14 protein-coding genes are annotated in these 17,897 nt (G+C 37.6%); all 14 read left to right on the plus strand.

The genetic code is table 11. The annotated features are described in order from the left end of the window. The first annotated feature begins 25 nt into the window (after positions 1-25). The 14 genes from larC to L1999_RS10910 all read left to right on the plus strand — a co-directional run bounded on the left by larC (position 26) and on the right by L1999_RS10910 (position 17,879). Complete coding sequence (larC, locus tag L1999_RS10845; RefSeq protein WP_235743550.1) at positions 26-1,243, plus strand: nickel pincer cofactor biosynthesis protein LarC; 1,218 nt, start codon at positions 26-28, stop codon at positions 1,241-1,243. Positions 1,244-1,414: 171 nt separating this feature from the next. Beyond that, positions 1,415-2,650 carry a sensor histidine kinase gene (locus tag L1999_RS10850; protein WP_235743551.1) on the plus strand — a complete coding sequence of 412 codons (1,236 nt, stop codon included), beginning with the start codon at positions 1,415-1,417 and terminating at the stop codon, positions 2,648-2,650. Positions 2,651-2,937: 287 nt separating this feature from the next. Next, complete coding sequence (locus L1999_RS10855; protein ID WP_235743552.1) at positions 2,938-3,885, plus strand: VOC family protein; 948 nt, start codon at positions 2,938-2,940, stop codon at positions 3,883-3,885. A gap of 24 nt (positions 3,886-3,909) precedes the next feature. Next, positions 3,910-5,016 carry an alpha/beta hydrolase family protein gene (locus tag L1999_RS10860; protein ID WP_235743553.1) on the plus strand — a complete coding sequence of 369 codons (1,107 nt, stop codon included), beginning with the start codon at positions 3,910-3,912 and terminating at the stop codon, positions 5,014-5,016. Positions 5,017-5,031: 15 nt separating this feature from the next. Continuing rightward, on the plus strand, positions 5,032-5,940 hold the full coding sequence (locus L1999_RS10865; protein ID WP_235743554.1) for a fumarylacetoacetate hydrolase family protein: 909 nt from the start codon (positions 5,032-5,034) through the stop codon (positions 5,938-5,940). A gap of 25 nt (positions 5,941-5,965) precedes the next feature. Next, complete coding sequence (locus L1999_RS10870; protein WP_235743555.1) at positions 5,966-6,721, plus strand: cyclase family protein; 756 nt, start codon at positions 5,966-5,968, stop codon at positions 6,719-6,721. 22 nt (positions 6,722-6,743) lie between these two features. Further along, positions 6,744-7,901, plus strand: a complete 1,158-nt coding sequence (locus tag L1999_RS10875) for an FAD-dependent oxidoreductase (protein WP_235743556.1) — start codon at positions 6,744-6,746, stop codon at positions 7,899-7,901. Between the two features lie 72 nt (positions 7,902-7,973). Further along, positions 7,974-9,227 carry an MFS transporter gene (locus L1999_RS10880; RefSeq protein WP_235743557.1) on the plus strand — a complete coding sequence of 418 codons (1,254 nt, stop codon included), beginning with the start codon at positions 7,974-7,976 and terminating at the stop codon, positions 9,225-9,227. Between the two features lie 493 nt (positions 9,228-9,720). Further along, a complete protein-coding gene (locus tag L1999_RS10885) occupies positions 9,721-12,198 on the plus strand; it encodes a GH39 family glycosyl hydrolase (protein ID WP_235743558.1) in 2,478 nt (825 codons plus the stop codon). 222 nt (positions 12,199-12,420) lie between these two features. Next, positions 12,421-13,209, plus strand: a complete 789-nt coding sequence (locus L1999_RS10890) for a sugar phosphate isomerase/epimerase family protein (RefSeq protein WP_235743559.1) — start codon at positions 12,421-12,423, stop codon at positions 13,207-13,209. 19 nt (positions 13,210-13,228) lie between these two features. Beyond that, positions 13,229-14,323, plus strand: a complete 1,095-nt coding sequence (locus tag L1999_RS10895) for a Gfo/Idh/MocA family protein (protein ID WP_235743560.1) — start codon at positions 13,229-13,231, stop codon at positions 14,321-14,323. A gap of 54 nt (positions 14,324-14,377) precedes the next feature. Beyond that, complete coding sequence (locus tag L1999_RS10900) at positions 14,378-15,358, plus strand: substrate-binding domain-containing protein (protein WP_235743561.1); 981 nt, start codon at positions 14,378-14,380, stop codon at positions 15,356-15,358. 68 nt (positions 15,359-15,426) lie between these two features. Beyond that, the gene (locus L1999_RS10905; protein ID WP_235743562.1) at positions 15,427-16,935 is read left to right on the plus strand and encodes a sugar ABC transporter ATP-binding protein; all 1,509 of its coding nucleotides are present in this window, start codon (positions 15,427-15,429) and stop codon (positions 16,933-16,935) included. Continuing rightward, positions 16,932-17,879 carry an ABC transporter permease gene (locus L1999_RS10910; RefSeq protein WP_235743563.1) on the plus strand — a complete coding sequence of 316 codons (948 nt, stop codon included), beginning with the start codon at positions 16,932-16,934 and terminating at the stop codon, positions 17,877-17,879. The genes L1999_RS10905 and L1999_RS10910 overlap by 4 nt, the downstream gene beginning before the upstream one ends. The last annotated feature ends 18 nt before the right edge of the window (positions 17,880-17,897 follow it).

Below are 17,897 nucleotides of genomic sequence, written 5' to 3' on the forward strand. Positions count from 1 at the left end.
AAAATACATTGGAGGAACTAAAAAATTGAAAAACCTCTATCTTGATTGTATCTCTGGAATTGCAGGGGACATGACATTGGCTGCTCTGATTGATCTAGGAGCAGATCTCTCCTATATAGTAGAACAGTTGAGAAAATTACCGATTGATCGTTTTGAAATCGAAGTACATACTGTCAATAAACGCGGGATAGCAGCAAAGAAATTGAAAATACATTTTCCATCAGAAGTTCATGAACACCACAATGGCCACGCACATCCTCATGAACATCGGAGTGCGAAAGAGATTTTGTCGTTGATTGAGGATAGTAATCTCCCCAAGAGAGTTAAAGAACGCAGCCTGGCGATCTTTCAAGAAGTTGCTAGAGCTGAAGGAAAGATACATGGAACTGATCCTAAGGAGGTTCATTTCCATGAGGCGGGGGCAATGGACTCCATTATTGAAACAATCGGGGTATGCTTGGCGCTGGAAAGCCTCGAAATTGCAGATATTTATGCTTCTCCCGTACCAACTGGTTATGGAAAAAAGAGGATGGCTCATGGATTTTATCCAATTCCCGCTCCCGCTACAATGGAGCTGCTAAAAGGGATACCGCTTGCAGAATTAAACGTTAAAGGGGAACTGACTACACCGACAGGGGCAGGGATATTACGGGCACTCGTAAAAAGGTTCATGCCAATCGGCGGACATATGGTGGAAGAGATTGGCTATGGAGCTGGAGAAAAAGACTTTGACCATCCGAATGTACTCAGGGCCTTACTCCTTACCCCTACCGATTTTATGCACAGTATAGAGGGGTCCAATCAACATCGGGAATCGATCTATGTGATCGAAGCCCAACTTGATGACATGACGGGGGAAGGGCTTGGTTATACATTGGAACGACTCTTAGCAGCAGGCGCGCTTGATGTATTTTATACGCCAGTCTTCATGAAGAAAAATCGGCCTGGCACCCTAGTTACAGTGTTAGTTTCCTTGGAATTAGCCGATGATTGTGAAAAGGTTTTGTTGGAAGAAACGACCACTCTTGGGGTACGAAGAAGTATGTGGAGCCGTGATATTCTTGATCGAAGATTTATTGAGGTGGAAACTCCATATGGACACATCAAGGTAAAGCAGGCATTCAGAGATAACAAAATGCTTCACCAAGCACCTGAATATGAGGATGTAGCAAAGGCCGCAAGGAATCATGGGGTTCCCTTTCAACTTATTTACCAATATGCGATGAAATTAGCGACAGATTAAAGGTGATCTCTGCGAAGGGATTGCCTTTTTTTGTTTAGTGGAAAATAAGAGTTATTCAAAAAAGTAATAATTGATATAGAACGAGGATCGATAAATGTAGTAAAATAATAATCGGGCATTTATAGTAGTATTTTATATTTGTGTTTTCAACCGTATGGAAGGGGTTTCATCTTGATTGAATCTTTACTGTTAAACTTTCTGTTTTTACTTTTCCCGGTTTTACTATTCCTGATTTTTTTTGAAAATAAGCTGCATACATATAATAAAAATATCCTTATCCTTCTCTCATCGATTTCAATGGTGTTGTGCATGGCCTTTCCAATTAAATTGGAAATTGGATTTATTTTTGATTTACGTTTCGTTCCATTTATTATCGTTGCCCTATTTGGCGGATATAAATATACGATTCCATTGTATATGGTGTTAAACATTTATCGAACCATGATTGGTGGAGCGGGCATTCTGCAATCTTTTCTTTTTTCCACGATTATTTTTATGTTAGTACCTCTATTAAGTAAATGGTTTTTGAGGCAAAATGCAAGGAAACGAATCTTGTGGGCCGTTTTGGTATCTATTTTTACAATGGTGTTTTATTTAACTTCTCTCGCTGCCCAACTGCCAGTTTTGGACAATGAATTTTGGATCTTAACATTTAATGCTTTACCTACTTACACATTAGTTATGGTTATTATTATGATATTAATAGAGAAAATAATTGATAATATTAATACCCTTAAATCTTCGATACAATCCGAGCGTTTTAATGTTTTAAGTGATTTATCAGCCAGTGTCTCACATGAAATCAGAAATCCGCTTACCGTTACAAACGGTTTTTTACAACTGTTAAATCAATCCAAAACGCTAACAGCAGATGAAAAAACCTATATTGAGTACGCATTATTAGAGTTAAAAAGAGCAGAAAATATTGTGAGTGACTTTTTGGCATTTGCGAAGCCGCAGTCAGAGAATATGATTTATTCGAATCTAAAGGAAGAAACAGAGTATGTAAAAAACATTATTACTCCCTACGCAAACATGCACCAAGTCGATCTTCACTATACGTTTACTAACTCGTTATCTTTTAAATATGATAAAAACCAAATTCAGCAGTGTTTAATCAATTTATATAAAAACGGAATTGAAGCAATGAAAGAAAAAGGCGGGGTTCTTACGATCGATGTTTCCGAGCAAAAAAAAGATATTGTGATAAAGATAGAAGATAACGGGGTTGGTATGACTAAAGAGCAGGTTTTACAATTAGGAAATCCTTATTATTCTACCAAAAAAGAAGGAACCGGTCTTGGAATGCTTATGGTCTATAGTACCATAAATAAAATAAATGGAAAAATACTGGTAGATAGTGAAATTGGCAGAGGGACGTCTTTTATCATTTCGATTCCTGTTTAATTTCATTAAAAATAGTCGTGTTTGAGGTGCGGAATCATTTTTTGCACCTTTTATTTTTTTATATATACAACCATAGGAAAAAGAAAGAGAAGGGGACGATCTAAGCGGGGGAGAAGACAAAAAAGAGTGGAAATTATATTTAGTATTTTCAGAAAAAGATAAAAATTGATATTAATTTTGATAAAAAATTGAACGTTTCTAAACCAAAACCTCTTTATAATAATCATAGATAAACCGCTTTCAACCACATGGTTTGTTCATGATTATTTTATTTGGAGGAATTAATTATGTATAAAAATCCACACTTTTTTTCTCATCTAGCTCACGTTGAAATCATCAGTCCGAAATTAGAAGAATCCGCCAATTTCTTTAAAAATATTATTGGGTTAGAAGAGTCGGGTCGAACAGGTAAATCCGTTTATTTTCGTGCATGGGGAGAGCATTACCATCACAGTTTAAAAATAACAGAAGGAAACGAACCAGGCCTAGGCCATATTGGCTGGCGTGCCGACAGTCCGGCAGCACTGGAAGAGGCAGCGGCCCATATTGAAAAACTTGGACAAGGGATTGGCTGGATAGAAGGGGATCTTGGTCATGGCCGGGCCTATCAATTCACTTCACCTGATGGACACTTGGAAGAGATCTTTTGGGATGTAGAACTATATGAAGCACCAGATCAGTTGCGCAGTAAATGGAAAAATCGCCCGCAAAAAAATACTGGCCGCGGCATTTCTCCACGTCGAATCGATCACATTACCCTTTTCAGTAATGATGTAACAAAAGACCGCGAATTCTATCAAAATATCGGCTTCCGCTATAATGAAGGAATATTCTTAAATGCGGATGAACCAGGAAGCCCTGAAATTGGTGCTTGGTTATCTGTCACAAATCTCTCTCATGATATTGCCTTTTTAAAAGGTCATAGCGGCAAACCAGGAGGATTCAACCATGTGTGTTATGCCGTTGAAAGCAGGGAGGAAGTCCTATTGGCAGCAGATCATATCTTAGAAAACGGCTATGAATTGGCCATGGGCGGGCCGACACGCCATGCACTTGCAGAAGGATTTTTCTTTTATGTAGATGAGCCAGGCGGAAATCGCTTTGAATTGTATGCAGGAGCACATCTTGTGTTTGCACCTGATTTTGGGCCGTACAGATGGAGTCTTTCAGAAAATCCAAACGATGCATGGGGCCGCGAAATGCCTTGGGATGCATCTGGTAAAGTAATTAAATAAGCTCAGGCAGGAGGATAAATCGAAATGTGGCATTTCTTTCCGGATAATTACATGTGGTCTTATCAAATTGTGAGAATGATTAGCCAATCTTACTTTGGCGGCGGTGAGGTAAATGAAATATTGGATGCAGCCAGCCGAATGAAATTGGGAGATTATGAAAGTTTCCATCACGAATGGATGAGACTTGGGAATAAATCATTGACTAAAGCAAATGATGCAATGGACAAGGGATCTAAAGAAACGGCCCGGTCCAGCTATTTACGGGCAGCAAACTATTTTCGAACGGCAGAATTTTTCTTGCAGCCGGATGATGAACGTAAGCTTCCAACCTATTTAAAAGGTGTAGAATCATTCAGAAAAGGCGGGGAACTGCTTGCTTCACCGCCGAAGGCTGTTGCGATTCCGTTTGAGCATGCAGTATTGCCTGGTTATTACTTTGAAGCACCTGGTCAAAGTAACGGACCATTGATGGTGATGTTTGGCGGATTGGATTCAACCGCAGAGGAATTATATTATGGACCTGCACAGCTATTAAATGAACGGGGTATTTCACTTTTAGCCCTTGATGGTCCTGGCCAAGGCGGAGCTTTACGAATCCATCATATTCATTCACGACATGATTACAATACAGCTGGTACAGCGGCTTATGAATGGGCAGTTGAAAATCTAGATGTGGATCCAGAGCGAATTGGAGTGATGGCTGTTTCGATGGGCGGTTATATGGCAGCAAGATGTGCCGCTTTTGAGCCAAGGTTTAAAGCCTGTGCGATTTGGGGAGCTGTTTATGATTACAATGATGTCTGGTCCAAACGCCCGGATCATCATCCATTAGCAAAAATCCTTCAGCATATTTTTGGTGTGGAAGATATGCCAGCTGCAAGGGCAAAACTGCAGCATTATAATTTACGTGGGGTGGCGGAAAAAATCCAAATGCCAACTTATATTGTCCATGGTGAGGACGATCGGCAGAATACAGTTGAAAATGCCTACAATGTTTACAATGATCTTACTTGCCCTCGTTGGTTAAAAATCATACCAACTAGCAGCCCAGGCTCATCTCATTGTCAGGTCGATAATATTACAGAAACCTATGAGATGTATGATTGGTTAAAAGAACAGTTAGCGAAGTAGTCCGGAGGTGGAGTCATGAAATTCGTTACCTTTTTAAATCCGGATGGACAGATCCGTTCGGGGTGGCTGGATGGAGATAGAGTGATTGATATGAAGATTGCCTCCCAAGGTGAATTACCTGATAGTATGTTAGAATTTATCAAAAATAACGAAAAGTATTTGTCCATAATAGAGGGATTAAGTGAATCAGCGAATCTTCCATGCTATTCGCTTGAGGAAATTCAATTAACCGCTCCCTTGCCGAATCCGATTACTTTTCGAGACTTTGTCGCCTTTGAAACCCATGTCAAAAATGCGACAAAGCGCTCAGGGGATACGGTGGCACCAGAGTGGTATGAAATGCCGATCTTTTATTTTTCTAACCCTCATGCTATGAAGGGACCGGGAGAAGAAGTAAAACGACCAGCTAAATGTATACGCTTAGATTATGAACTCGAGCTTGCTTGCATTATTGGAAAAAAAGGAACCAATATAAAAGCTGAAGAAGCAGAGGACTATATTTTTGGCTATACGATTTTAAATGATTGGTCTGCACGGGATATTCAAATGAAGGAAATGAAAGTGCTTTTGGGTCCGGCAAAAGGAAAGGACTTCGCGACTAGCATGGGTCCTTATATTCTAACAAAAGATCAATTAGAACCATATAAAACAAATGGACGATTTGATTTAGAAATGACAGCAGCGGTAAATGGAGAAATTCTATCCCAGGGAAACTTTAAGGATATTTATTACACATTTGGCGATATGATTGAGCGGGCGTCAGAGGAAGTCACCTTATATCCAGGAGATATTATTGGTTCAGGTACAGTCGGTTTTGGCTGTATTATGGAGCTCGGTCCAGAAGTACATCGATGGCTTGAACCTGGGGATGAAGTAGAATTAAAGATTACCAATCTTGGCACATTGAAAAATAGAATTATTTAAGATGTATGAAAGGAGAGGAACTTTTATGGCGAAAATTGTGGATTTGAGTGTTTCCATTGAAGAGGATTTAAAAGATCCTCTTCCGTTTTCAATTCGTTTTGAAACACATGAAGAAGGGGCAGAATTTGGAGCGAAACTTGTCGGTGTCACACCAGAGGATTTTCCTGAGCGAAAAGGTCTTGCCGGAGAATTTCTTACGTTGACGAGTCATGCCGGTACACATGTCGATGCACCATGGCATTATTGGCCGACATCTGAAGGAAAACCTGCGCGTACGATTGATGAATTACCGCTTGAATGGTTTTTTAACGATGGGGTTGTTCTGGATTTTACAGATAAACCACCAGGATATGCTTTGACAATAGAAGATATTCAAGCAAAACTTAGACAGATAGATTACAAGTTAAAGCCGTTTGATATTGTTATGATCCGATGTGATGCTGATAAGAAAAGGTATCAGCCGAATTATAGTGAAATCCATGTAGGAGTCTCCGCAGAAGCTACCCTTTGGCTGATTGAACAAGGTATAAAAGTTATGGGAACGGATGGTTGGGGCTGGGACACGCCGTTATCCATTCAAGCTGAAGATTATAAACAAAATCCGCGTTCTGGTGTCCTTTGGGCGGCCCATTTTGCCGGAAAAGAAAAAGAGTACTGCCAAATTGAAAAACTAGCTAATTTAGACCAGTTACCAGCGTTTGGATTTAAAGTATCTGTTTTTCCTGTAAAAATAAGAGGCGGCAGTGCAGGCTGGACTCGGGCTGTTGCGATTATTGATTAAAAGGCAATGAGGGGTGTTTATAATGACAAATCAATTTGTTAAAAAGGTACTCATAGTGGGCGGTGGAATTAGCGGTTTAGCAGCAGCTGTTGCTCTTCATAAAATTGAGATTGACGCAGAGATCGTTGAGAAGGAACTGGAATGGAATGTCTACGGTGTTGGAATCATTCAGCCGCCTAATGCTCTCAGGGCGCTAAATGAAATTGGCTTGGCTGATGCATGTATGAAGGAGGGGTATTCCTATCCTGGTTTCGATTATTACACAGGGCAAGGCCATTTTATGTTTAAGGGAGACTCGCCAACTATTGAAGGATATCCGGGTGTTAACGGAATATCAAGAAGGAAACTACATGAATTTCTTTTAGATGCTGTTGAAAAGATTGGAACCAAAATATATATGGGTTCAACCGTTGAAGCAATGGAAAATATCTCAAATGGTGTAAAGGTTGAGTTAAGTAACGGAATTTCGGCCATTTATGACTTGGTCATTGGGGCGGACGGAGCAAACTCAAAGGTTCGAAAATTATTATTCGGGGATATTGTTCAAAATTATAGCGGTCAAGGGGTATGGCGTTACACCCTGCCACGTCCGAAAGAAGTGGACCGGGGTCTGTTCTATTACGGGCAAAAGGCAAAAGCTGGTTTGGTTCCGATGTCAGAGGATGAAATGTATTTGCTTGTAACCACTCATGAACCAGGTAATCCTCGGTTTCCAAATGATCAGCTTCATGTATTACTAAAAGAAAGACTGACAGAATTCGGTGGTGCGATTGCTGAAGCGGCCAATCAAATAACAGACTCTAATCAGGTAGTTTATCGGCCAATCTTTACACATATGCTGCCAAGCCCATGGTATAAAGGAAATATTTTGCTTGTCGGTGATGCAGCCCATGGAACAGCTCCACATCTTGGACAAGGTGCCTCCATCGCGATTGAAGATGTCATTGTTTTGGCTGATATTTTGAAATCTAACCTTGGGGTCGAAGAGACGTTTAAGATTTTTATGGAGAAACGGTATGATCGCTGCAGACTGATTGTTGAGAATTCAGACCAGTTAGTTGAATGGGAATTGCTCACTTGGAGCGGTCAGATGAATGAGAATGTAAATGTTGGTAAGTATGTCTATGAAACACTTGCAAAAATGAATGAACCATTTTTATCAGAGGTAAACACACTGTAGAGACGTATACAAGATTGGATTCGTTTCCATTATTGGTATCAATCTAGTAAAAAGATTGAAGGGGGCAATTGGATGGAGAAACAAAGAGATTTTTTTCGTTATGAAAATTTCCTAGTTATTACCATGTTTTTAGTTGTTGGTCTAGTATTTTTAGATCGGTTAAGTTTAGGATTCATTTTTCCGAAAATTGCTCCTGAGCTGGGATTGTCCCATACACAATTAGGAATAACCGTATCTGTCACTGGACTATTTTTTGGTCTATCCACTTTGATTTTTGCCAGTCTTTCCGATTTCTTAGGTAAAAAGAAACCCATGCTTGTCATTTTTGTGTTTCTATTTTCCATTGCTACCTTATTATCAGGGATTGTCGGTTCATTTGCTACATTACTATTAGTAAGGGGTATCATGGGAATGGCGGAAGGCCCGGTAATGCCGCTGGTTCAATCGATTGTGATTCAGGAGTCCTCGGAAAAAAGAAGAGGTCTAAATATGGGAATCGTGCAAAGTTCTTCTTCCTTAATTGGAGGAACATTAGCACCTGTTCTCACTGTAGCTCTTGCTGCTTCTTTTGGCTGGAGATCTTCCTTTTATATCATTGCGATCCCAGGGATCCTGATGGGTCTGATCATTTGGAAGTTTTTAAAAGAGCCAAAGCCAAGTATGTCCTCTCAAGTAGTACCAATAAAGTCAAAACCAACTAAAGCTGATTACATTCGTGTTTTTAAGACAAGAAATGTTTGGTTAAGTACAATTGTTGGTATTTGCAATATGATTTATATTTTATCACTTACTGCTTTTTTACCTACCATTTATGCAGAAGCTACTAATTATGGGGAAGCACAAATTGGTATGTTATTAGGCCTCATGGGTCTGATGATGTTTATTGGGCAGTTCGGGGGTGCAGCTATTTCCGACCGTATTGGTCGATTACCCGCAATTAAAGTATTTTCTTTATTAGCTATATTCCTTCCTATCTCAATAGCTTTTTCTTACCACAACTTCGGAGTGCTACTCATCTCCATTCTTGTTTTCTCATTAGGAAATGGCTACCAGCCATTAATTATGAATATTATTCCTGCTGAATCTGTTTCAAGGGCATTTTCAGCAACATCGATAAGCTTTGTTATTTTAACCAGTGAGATTATCGGCGGCAGTTTTGGTCCAACTGTGTCAGGAATCCTAGCTGATCGATTTGGACTTATGACTCCTTTATGGGTTACAGCAGCTGCCGCATTTGTTGGGTTCCTGTTCACTTTTGGTATAAGAGAAACCGCACCGATTAAAGTAAACCATTTGAGCAATAATGAGATATCAGCTCAAGTATAAATTTGGAAAGGGAAGGTGTAAAATCCTTCCTTTTGTTAATTGTAAGTTAAATTTAATTTAAGTCGCATTTGGAGATAGGTTAAAAAAATGCATTACATATTTAAACTGAAATGATTACATAGATTCTTTTAAAATGGAAAATGGATAAAAAAGTATAGGGAAATGGGGAGAAAACAAAATAGTTTTACTTAAAATAAAGAGATATATTTTAAATGAGATCGGATAGTAAACGTTTTCAAGTATTATTAAGCAACTTACTAAATAATTAGAATGTTGTCAGGAACCTTGAAAAGGTTCCTATTTAATGTTTATGCTATTTATTATTTGCGCTTACTTGAAGATTATAAAATAAATGTCGAAGTGTCTTCTTTTTGTGCTATATTTAGAAATACAAAACTTTTAAAAAGTTTAAGCGTTTAAAGAGGTGATTGAACTGAGTGCTACACACATTTTCCAATCTTCAATAGATTCCAAGTTAATAACGGTTTCGGTAATGAACCGTAAAAGTAATCTAGAGCATGCTCATCGAGACATTGAATTGATCTATATGATAAAGGGCCAGCTTCAAGTGAAAATAACCAATAATATCTACCACTTGAACAAATCCGACTTTATCTTGGTCAATTCCAATGAATTTCACTCTTTTCAATCTGAAAAGGATAATTTATTTGTTGTTTTTCATTTTAATTATTTAGAATTAAGTTCATTATTTGGTCAAAAAAGTTTATTATTCACTTGTAATTCGAACTTGCAGAATCCTTCTTCCGATCAGGAATTAAGAAATGTCATGGAAGAATTATTATCGGTATATATGCAGCAGAGAAATGATTCAGAGGTCGAATCATTAGAGAAAACGTTTAAATTACTCTCATTATTAAAATTACATTATTTAAAGAGTACGAATCAGCTCGAATTACAAAACCACACAACGAATAAAGGTCAAAATGAAAGATTATCTGAAATCATGGAGTATATACAAAATAATTATCGGGAGCCCCTCACGTTGGAGGAAGTTGCCGGTCTCCATTTCATCTCTGTTCCTTATTTGTCTAAATTTTTTAAAAAACAAACAGGAAAAACCTTTTCTCAATATATAAATGAAATTCGTCTCGCCCATGCTGTTAACGAATTAGTTAACACGGATAAGCCAATTACGCGCATTGCATTAGATAATGGATTTCCTAATTTGGCGGCATTTAACAGAGTCTTTAATGAAGGTTATCAGTTAAAGCCTGTGGAATTCCGAAAACAGATGTCAGATACAACTAATAAAGAGGAAAATAGTACTGAAGAAATTAGTGATGATGATCGTGATGAAGCATTTACTGAGCTGCAGCAATATCTAAACAGTTCAGTAGAGCAAAGGGTCCAAACCTATTCTCAATCGACAGGAGCAATCGAAACAGAGACAATAAAAATAGGGAAATTGGATGCCTTTACGAAGTATTGGAATAAGCTTTTGAATATTGGGTATGCAAAAGATATTTTAAATTCGGATATGCAAGAGCAAATCACTCTCTTACAAGGCGAAATCGGCTTTACCTATGCCAGATTTTGGGGATTGTTTGGCGATGATATGCTGGTGGAAGATCGTTCTGGTGGAAAAATTACCTACAATTTTTCTAATACAAACAAGCTATTGGATTTCCTGGTCAAAAATAAATTAAAACCTTTTATTGAAATTGGTCCAAAACCTAAAATTATTCAAAAAGCCATAGGAGATACCATTGTTGTCCAAACAATAAGTAGAAGGACACTAGAAGAATGGACAAATCTTTTTAGGGCGTTTTTATTGCAATGCATTCAGCGCTATGGAATCGATGAAGTCGAGACTTGGTATTTTGAGATGTGGAAACCGCACACAGATGTATTTAATACGAGTGTACAAAGTGAAAAAGATTTCTTAGATCAAGTCAAGAATAATCAACATGTTGGTCTAAGCGATTTTAAAGAGTATTTTAAAATATTTAGCGAATTTAAAAAGCAGACAAAGGAACTAATTCCTTCAGCGAAGGTTGGTGGATGTGGGTTAAGTATAGATTTAGAAGGCGACAAACTTGATTTGTTACTAGAACAATGGAAACAAGAGGAAATCCAGCCTGATTTTCTATCCATTTCCCTTTATCCGATTGAAATTCATCGTGATAAGTATCGGGTACCGGTTAAAAATCTTCACTCTAACAATCCTAATTATGTCATTAATAAACTGAATGAGGTTAGAAAAGCGTTAAAAAAGGCTGGTTTTGATGGTTTAGAGTTGAATGTAACAGAATGGAATATTTCTATATCTAATCGAAACTTTCTTAATGATAGCTGTTTTAAAGCTTCTTACCTGGTCAAGAATATCATTGAAAATTTAAACCAAAATCAAGTAAATATACTAGGCTACTGGTTGTGTTCTGATATTTTTAGTGATTTTTGGGATTCTAAAACACTTTTACATGGCGGGGCAGGATTGGTGACGAAAAGTGGGATAAAGAAACCAAGCTACCATGCTTATATGCTGTTAAAACAATTGGGTGAAATTCTTGTGGCCAAAGGTGACCATTATATTGTGACGAAGCGCTCTGGACATCGCTATCAAGTAATCTGTTATAACTACAAACATTTTAACTACTCTTATTATTTACATCCTGAAGGAAGTATGGGAATTCATGAGCAATACGAAATATTTGAGAACAATGAAACGTTAAACCTATCATTAGAAATACAAGGTCTCGCCAATGGGAAGTACCGTGTCAAGGAGCTAAAATTGAACCGCGACCATGGGAGTGTACTTGATGAATGGTTAAAATTTGGTGCCGTGGATGATATGAAACCAGATGAAGTAGACTATTTAAAGCAGGTTTGTGTTCCGGATATGAAGGTAGAACATCATATTGTGGAAAATGAATCGATTGTTTTAACAGGAGAACTACAACCGCACGAGGTAAGGTTATTTGAATTTAATTTGTTAATAAGTGATCTATAAGTGTTATAAAACTAAAGAGATTAAAAATCTAGTGTAGATTTTTAATCTCTTTTTTTAAATCATTCATCATTCTAAAAAAAAAGAATGAAAATCACTATTTAATTGGTTAATTGTAAGAAAGATATCAACTTGTACTTTGATTAAAATAAAAATGTAAGCGGTAATCAAAAATTAAAAAGGCATATAGATGATGTTCTAACAATATAGGAAGAAGGTTTTATAATGATGCAGCTTGGAATTATTGCAGCACCAACAGAGGAAAGTTTTCAAAAAGCAAAGCAAAAAGGATTAGACTTTATAGAAGTTTGTGTCAATGAAGGTCAAGATGTGGATGCGTTTTATCGTAATCGTGAAAATTTACTAAATTGGAAAAATCAATATGGTATTAGTATTGGCTCGATTGGAAGATGGAAATCACTTCGTATTGATGAAAAAGGCCGTGTCATTGAAGAAGAGTTAAAAAGATGCCGCAGGTTGATTGATGTGGCCAGTGAACTAGGATGTACTAACTTTGTAAGTGGCTGTAATTATGTGGAAGAGTTATCTTTCTATGAAAACTGTACAGCTGCCATTCAGTTTTTCTCACACTTGATTGATTATGCAAAACCAAAAGGAGTAAAGGTCTCTTCCTACAACTGCCGAAAGGTGAATTTTGTCAATACTCCTGATGTCTGGAAAATTGTTCATGGTCACTTGAAGGAATTAGGAATCAAATTTGATCCTTCACACAGTCGATATTTTGGCGGTGATTACCTCCAAGAAACACTTGATTGGGGTGAGCGTTTCAACCATGTCCATTTAAAGGGGTCCATGATCATCAATGGTGTGAGAGTAGATGACCCGCCGGCAGGGTTGGACCAAACAGACTGGAAAACATTCATTTCCTTATTAAGAGTAAAAGGTTATACAGGCGGATTAAGTATTGAACCACATTCTCCTGTATGGACTGGAGAACTAGGGGAAAAGGGAATTGATTACACGATTGAATATATGAGGAAACTAGCATTTTAACTAGGGGAGAAGTGGTCAAATGAATGACAAGAAACTACGTTATGGATTAATCGGAGCGGGAAGTAATGCGGAAAGAAAGCATCTAAATAATTATATGACACTAGCTAATGTCGAATTAGCCGCCATTTGTGATGTGAATATCGAAAATGCACAAAGATTAGCACAAAAATATAATATCCCAAACGTCTATAGTAATTATGAGGATATGCTGAACCAGGAAGAGTTAGATTTAGTGAGTGTTTGTACCCCCAATTACCTGCATGCAGAGATAACGATTTATGCACTAGAAAAAGGGGTCAATGTGCATTGTGAAAAACCGCTGGCCATTAATGCAAAAGAAGCACAAAAAATAGTCGAAGCAAAGATTAAATCGGGTAAACAGGTAATGGTTGGCTTAAATAATCGTTTTACAAATGAGGCGGTTTATTTAAAAAAATATATTGATGCGGGTTACTTAGGAGATATCTATCAAGTAAAGGCTGGCTGGATTAGACGGAGCGGGATTCCAGGGCAAGGCACTTGGTTTACCAATAAGGATTGTGCTGGCGGCGGAGTGATGATTGATTTGGGTGTTCATTATCTTGACCTAGCACTATATCTTATCGGGATGCCGGAACCATCGTACGTTACTGGAGCCATTCACCAAAATTTCAGTCATACCACTACACGTAACCGTAACGGTTATAAAGGAAATCCAAACGGTATCTTTAATGTTGAAGATACAGCTATTGGCTTCATAGGTCTACAAAATGGGGCAACAGTGAATTTTGAATTTAGCTGGGCTTCTAATATTGCACAAGACAAAACGTTTGTGGAAATAGTAGGGACAAAAGGCGGAGTGAGCCTTATTAATGGTGAGTTAAAGTTACACTCTGAATTATTGGATACTTGCGTGGATATATCGCCAATTCTGAATCCAAATATTAAACTAAAGAATGAGTTTGAACATTTTGTAAATAGTATTTTAACTGGTGAAAAATTAATTGCACCTGCAGAACATGGAGTTTACATGATGAATATTATCGACCATTTTTATGAAGCAGCACATAAGCAAAAACCAGTAACCTTTGAAAATAGTAAAGACAATATTCTTTTGTTCTCTTCTTCATTTTAAGAAATAAAATAGGTAGAAATAGTCTTAATTTCTATTAAAAAGGGGTCTTAGAGTATGAAACCATTTAAGGTATTATCCTCCTTCGTAATTACCGGAATGTTGACGTGTTTCTTGGCAGCTTGTGGCAGCAGCAATACGGATAAAGCTTCCTCTACTAAAAAGGATGACACTGATAAAATAACGATTGGCATGTCATTCCCAGCAGCGGACCATGGCTGGATGGGGGCCGTCATTCAAAATGCCAAGGATGAGGCTAAAAAACTGGGCGTTGAAATGGTCGTATCACAGGCAGACAATCCGAATAAACAAACAAATGATGTTGAGGACTTAATTACAAAAAAGGTGGATGCGATCGTCCTTCTTCCAATCGAAACTGACTCGATGACACCAGTTGCCAAAGAAGTGAAGGACGCTAATATTCCTTTATTTGTTTTTGACCGTGAATTAAATGATAAGAATTATACAGGCTTGGTTAAAGGGGACAATTCTGGAATTGGTAAAAATGCGGCTGATTTTATTGGAGAAAAACTAAATGGAAAAGGAAAGGTAGCGATTATTTCATCTGATCCAAGTTCTGTTAATACACTGCGTGTCGGAGGTTTTACGGATGAAATCAAATCAAAGTATCCTGATCTTAAAGTGGTAGCAAATCAAAGCGGAAGCTTCCAAAAAGAAAAAGCCTATCAAGTAATGCAAAACGTACTACAAGCTAATTCTAAAATTGATGCTGTCTATACGATTGATGACGAAATGGCGATCGGTGTATTGCAAGCGATTAAAGAAGCAAACCGGGATGATATAAAAATTATTACAGGAGCAGGAGGATTTAAGGATTTCTATCAAGCTATTAAAGATTCCAATGATATCGATCTAGCAACCTTCACCTATTCACCGCTTATGATTAAAACAGCCGTTGATCAAGCTGTTGACATGGCAAAAGGAAAAGCTCCTGAAAAACAGGATACCGTGCTGCCAGCTGAACAAGTGACAAAGGATAATGTAGATAAGTATCTCGATCCGAATGCGAACTATTAAAATGTGTAACACAGAAAATGGCTGTCCCCTTTATTAGGGGCAGCCTAAACGCGCATGGAGGGGTTTAAATGGAGATTGCGCTAAAAATGTCGGGTATAAAAAAATCCTTTAATGGAGTACCTGTCTTAAAAGGAATCGATTTAGAAATTGGGAAAGGTGAAATTCATGCACTATTAGGGGAAAATGGAGCGGGAAAAAGTACTTTAATGAATATTTTAGGGGGAATTCACCAATCCGATCTGGGTACAATCGAGCTATATGGAAGCAAAGTGTCCATTCCTAATCCACATACTTCTAAAAATTTAGGAATTGGTTTTATTCATCAAGAACTAAATCTGGTAAGTGATCTTACCATCTATGAAAATCTTTTTTTAGGAAAAGAAAGGACAAACTCACTGGGTTTTTTGGAAAAAAAGAAAATGGTTCAAGAAACTAGCAAGGTATTGGAACTTCTTGATGTTAGTTTAAATCCAAGAACACTTATTTCTGATCTTGATGTTTCGATGAAGCAAATTGTAGAAATTGCCCGGGCCCTTCTTCAAGATAGCAAAATCATCATTATGGACGAGCCAACTACATCTTTAACAGATAAGGAAATCACTAAACTGGTTACAGTAATGAGGAATTTAAAAGAATCCGGTTATTCGATTATTTTCATCTCTCATAAATTAAAAGAAGTTTTAACGATTTGTGATCGTTATACGGTCCTCCGTGATGGAGAGCTAGCATCTTCAGGTAATATAAAGGATGTTACGGAAGAGGTATTAGCTAAATATATGATTGGGAAAGAGATTAGCAGTTCAGAGCAATATGTATCTAGAGAATTAGGTGAAACATTGTTAGAAGTAAAAAATCTATCTGCTCAACACTCATTTCATAACATTCATTTTTCATTAAGAAAAGGAGAAATCCTTGGGTTTACGGGTTTATCCGGAGATGGACGAACGGAACTATTTGAAACTATTTTCGGTTTCCGTACTAAATATTCTGGTGAAATCTTGGTAAAGGGCGAAAAAGTAAAGGTAAATCATCCGAAAGAAGCAGTTTCAAAGGGAATTGGATTTGTTCCGAAAAATAGAAAAGAAAATGGGATTGTGAAAGATCTAAGTGTATTGCAAAATATGACACTATCTTCTCTTAAAAAATTTACGGCCCCCCTTTTTGTCAATCAAAAAAAGGAGGAGCAAGCCTATCAGGTATATCAACAACAGCTAAATATTAAAGCTGCAGATATTCATTCGTCCATCGCTAACTTGAGTGGTGGAAATCAGCAAAAGGTTATCTTAGCCAAATGGCTTGAAGCTGGCACAGAAGTCATTATTTTGGACAATCCAACCCAAGGTGTTGATATAGGAGCAAGGAATGATATTTATCAATTAATTGTTGAATATGCGAAGAAAGGTAAATCATTTATTATCCTGACTAACGATTTCAGTGAAATTAGGAGAGTTTGTGATCGAGTATTCGTCATGTATCAAGGTGAAATTACTGCAGCATTAGATAGAAAAGAAGCATCCGATGAAACGCTTATGATGTATGCTACGGGAGCCAAAATGAAGGAGGTTTTCACTAAATGAGTACCGTTCAGAGGTTCTCTTCCATTTGGGGTAAATATAGTTATTTAATCGCCTTTTTAATTATTTTTATTATCTCAAGTATCATAAATGAAAACTTTTTAGAGTCTAATAACTTACTAAATATTCTAAGGCAATCTGCGATTATTGGGATTATTGCTCTTGGTCAGACGATTGTTATTTTGTCCGGTGGATTTGACTTGTCGGTCGGTGCCACGCTTGCATTGTCCGGATTTTGCGGTCTATCAATATTAAACTCCACCCATAGCATTTTCATCGGTATTATTGCAACGATCGTGTGTGCCCTGCTAATTGGATTAGTAAACGGGTTATTGGTGACTAAGGGAAAAATCGCCCCATTTATAGTGACACTTGGTGTCATGGCAATGGCTCGCTCCCTTACTCTTTATCTTGCAAACGGAGGAAGTATAAGCGGGACTGTATCGAGTTTTACAAATATCGCTAATGGAATACTATTAGGAATTACCTATCCGATATACCTGTTTATTTTGTTAACCATTTTTGTTTACATTTTATTAAATAACATGAAATTTGGAAGGTATTTATTTTCGATTGGAAGTAACGAAAAGGCTTCTATTTTGTCAGCCATTCGGGTTGATCGGATTAAATTAATGGCCTATATGCTTTGTTCCGGTTTGGTCGCCATTGCCGCAATAATTGAATCTTCACGTTTGAATTCCATTTCATCGTCAAGCTCGGGATTAAACTATGAATTGGATTCCATTGCAGCGGTTGTCATCGGTGGGACCAGACTATCTGGGGGAAAGGGAAGTATTGTAGGAACCTTCTTTGGTGTATTAATTTTAGGTGTGTTAAATAATGTGATTAACTTAATGAATGTTTCACCCTATCTACAAGGCCTTGTTAAAGGGATGATCATTATAATTGCCGTATTGCTGCAAAAAAAGGAAAAAGTAAATGGATAGCACGGAAAGAGGATGATA

Source organism: Neobacillus drentensis, assembly GCF_021560175.1.
GTDB classification, from domain to species: domain Bacteria; phylum Bacillota; class Bacilli; order Bacillales; family Cytobacillaceae; genus Neobacillus; species Neobacillus drentensis_A.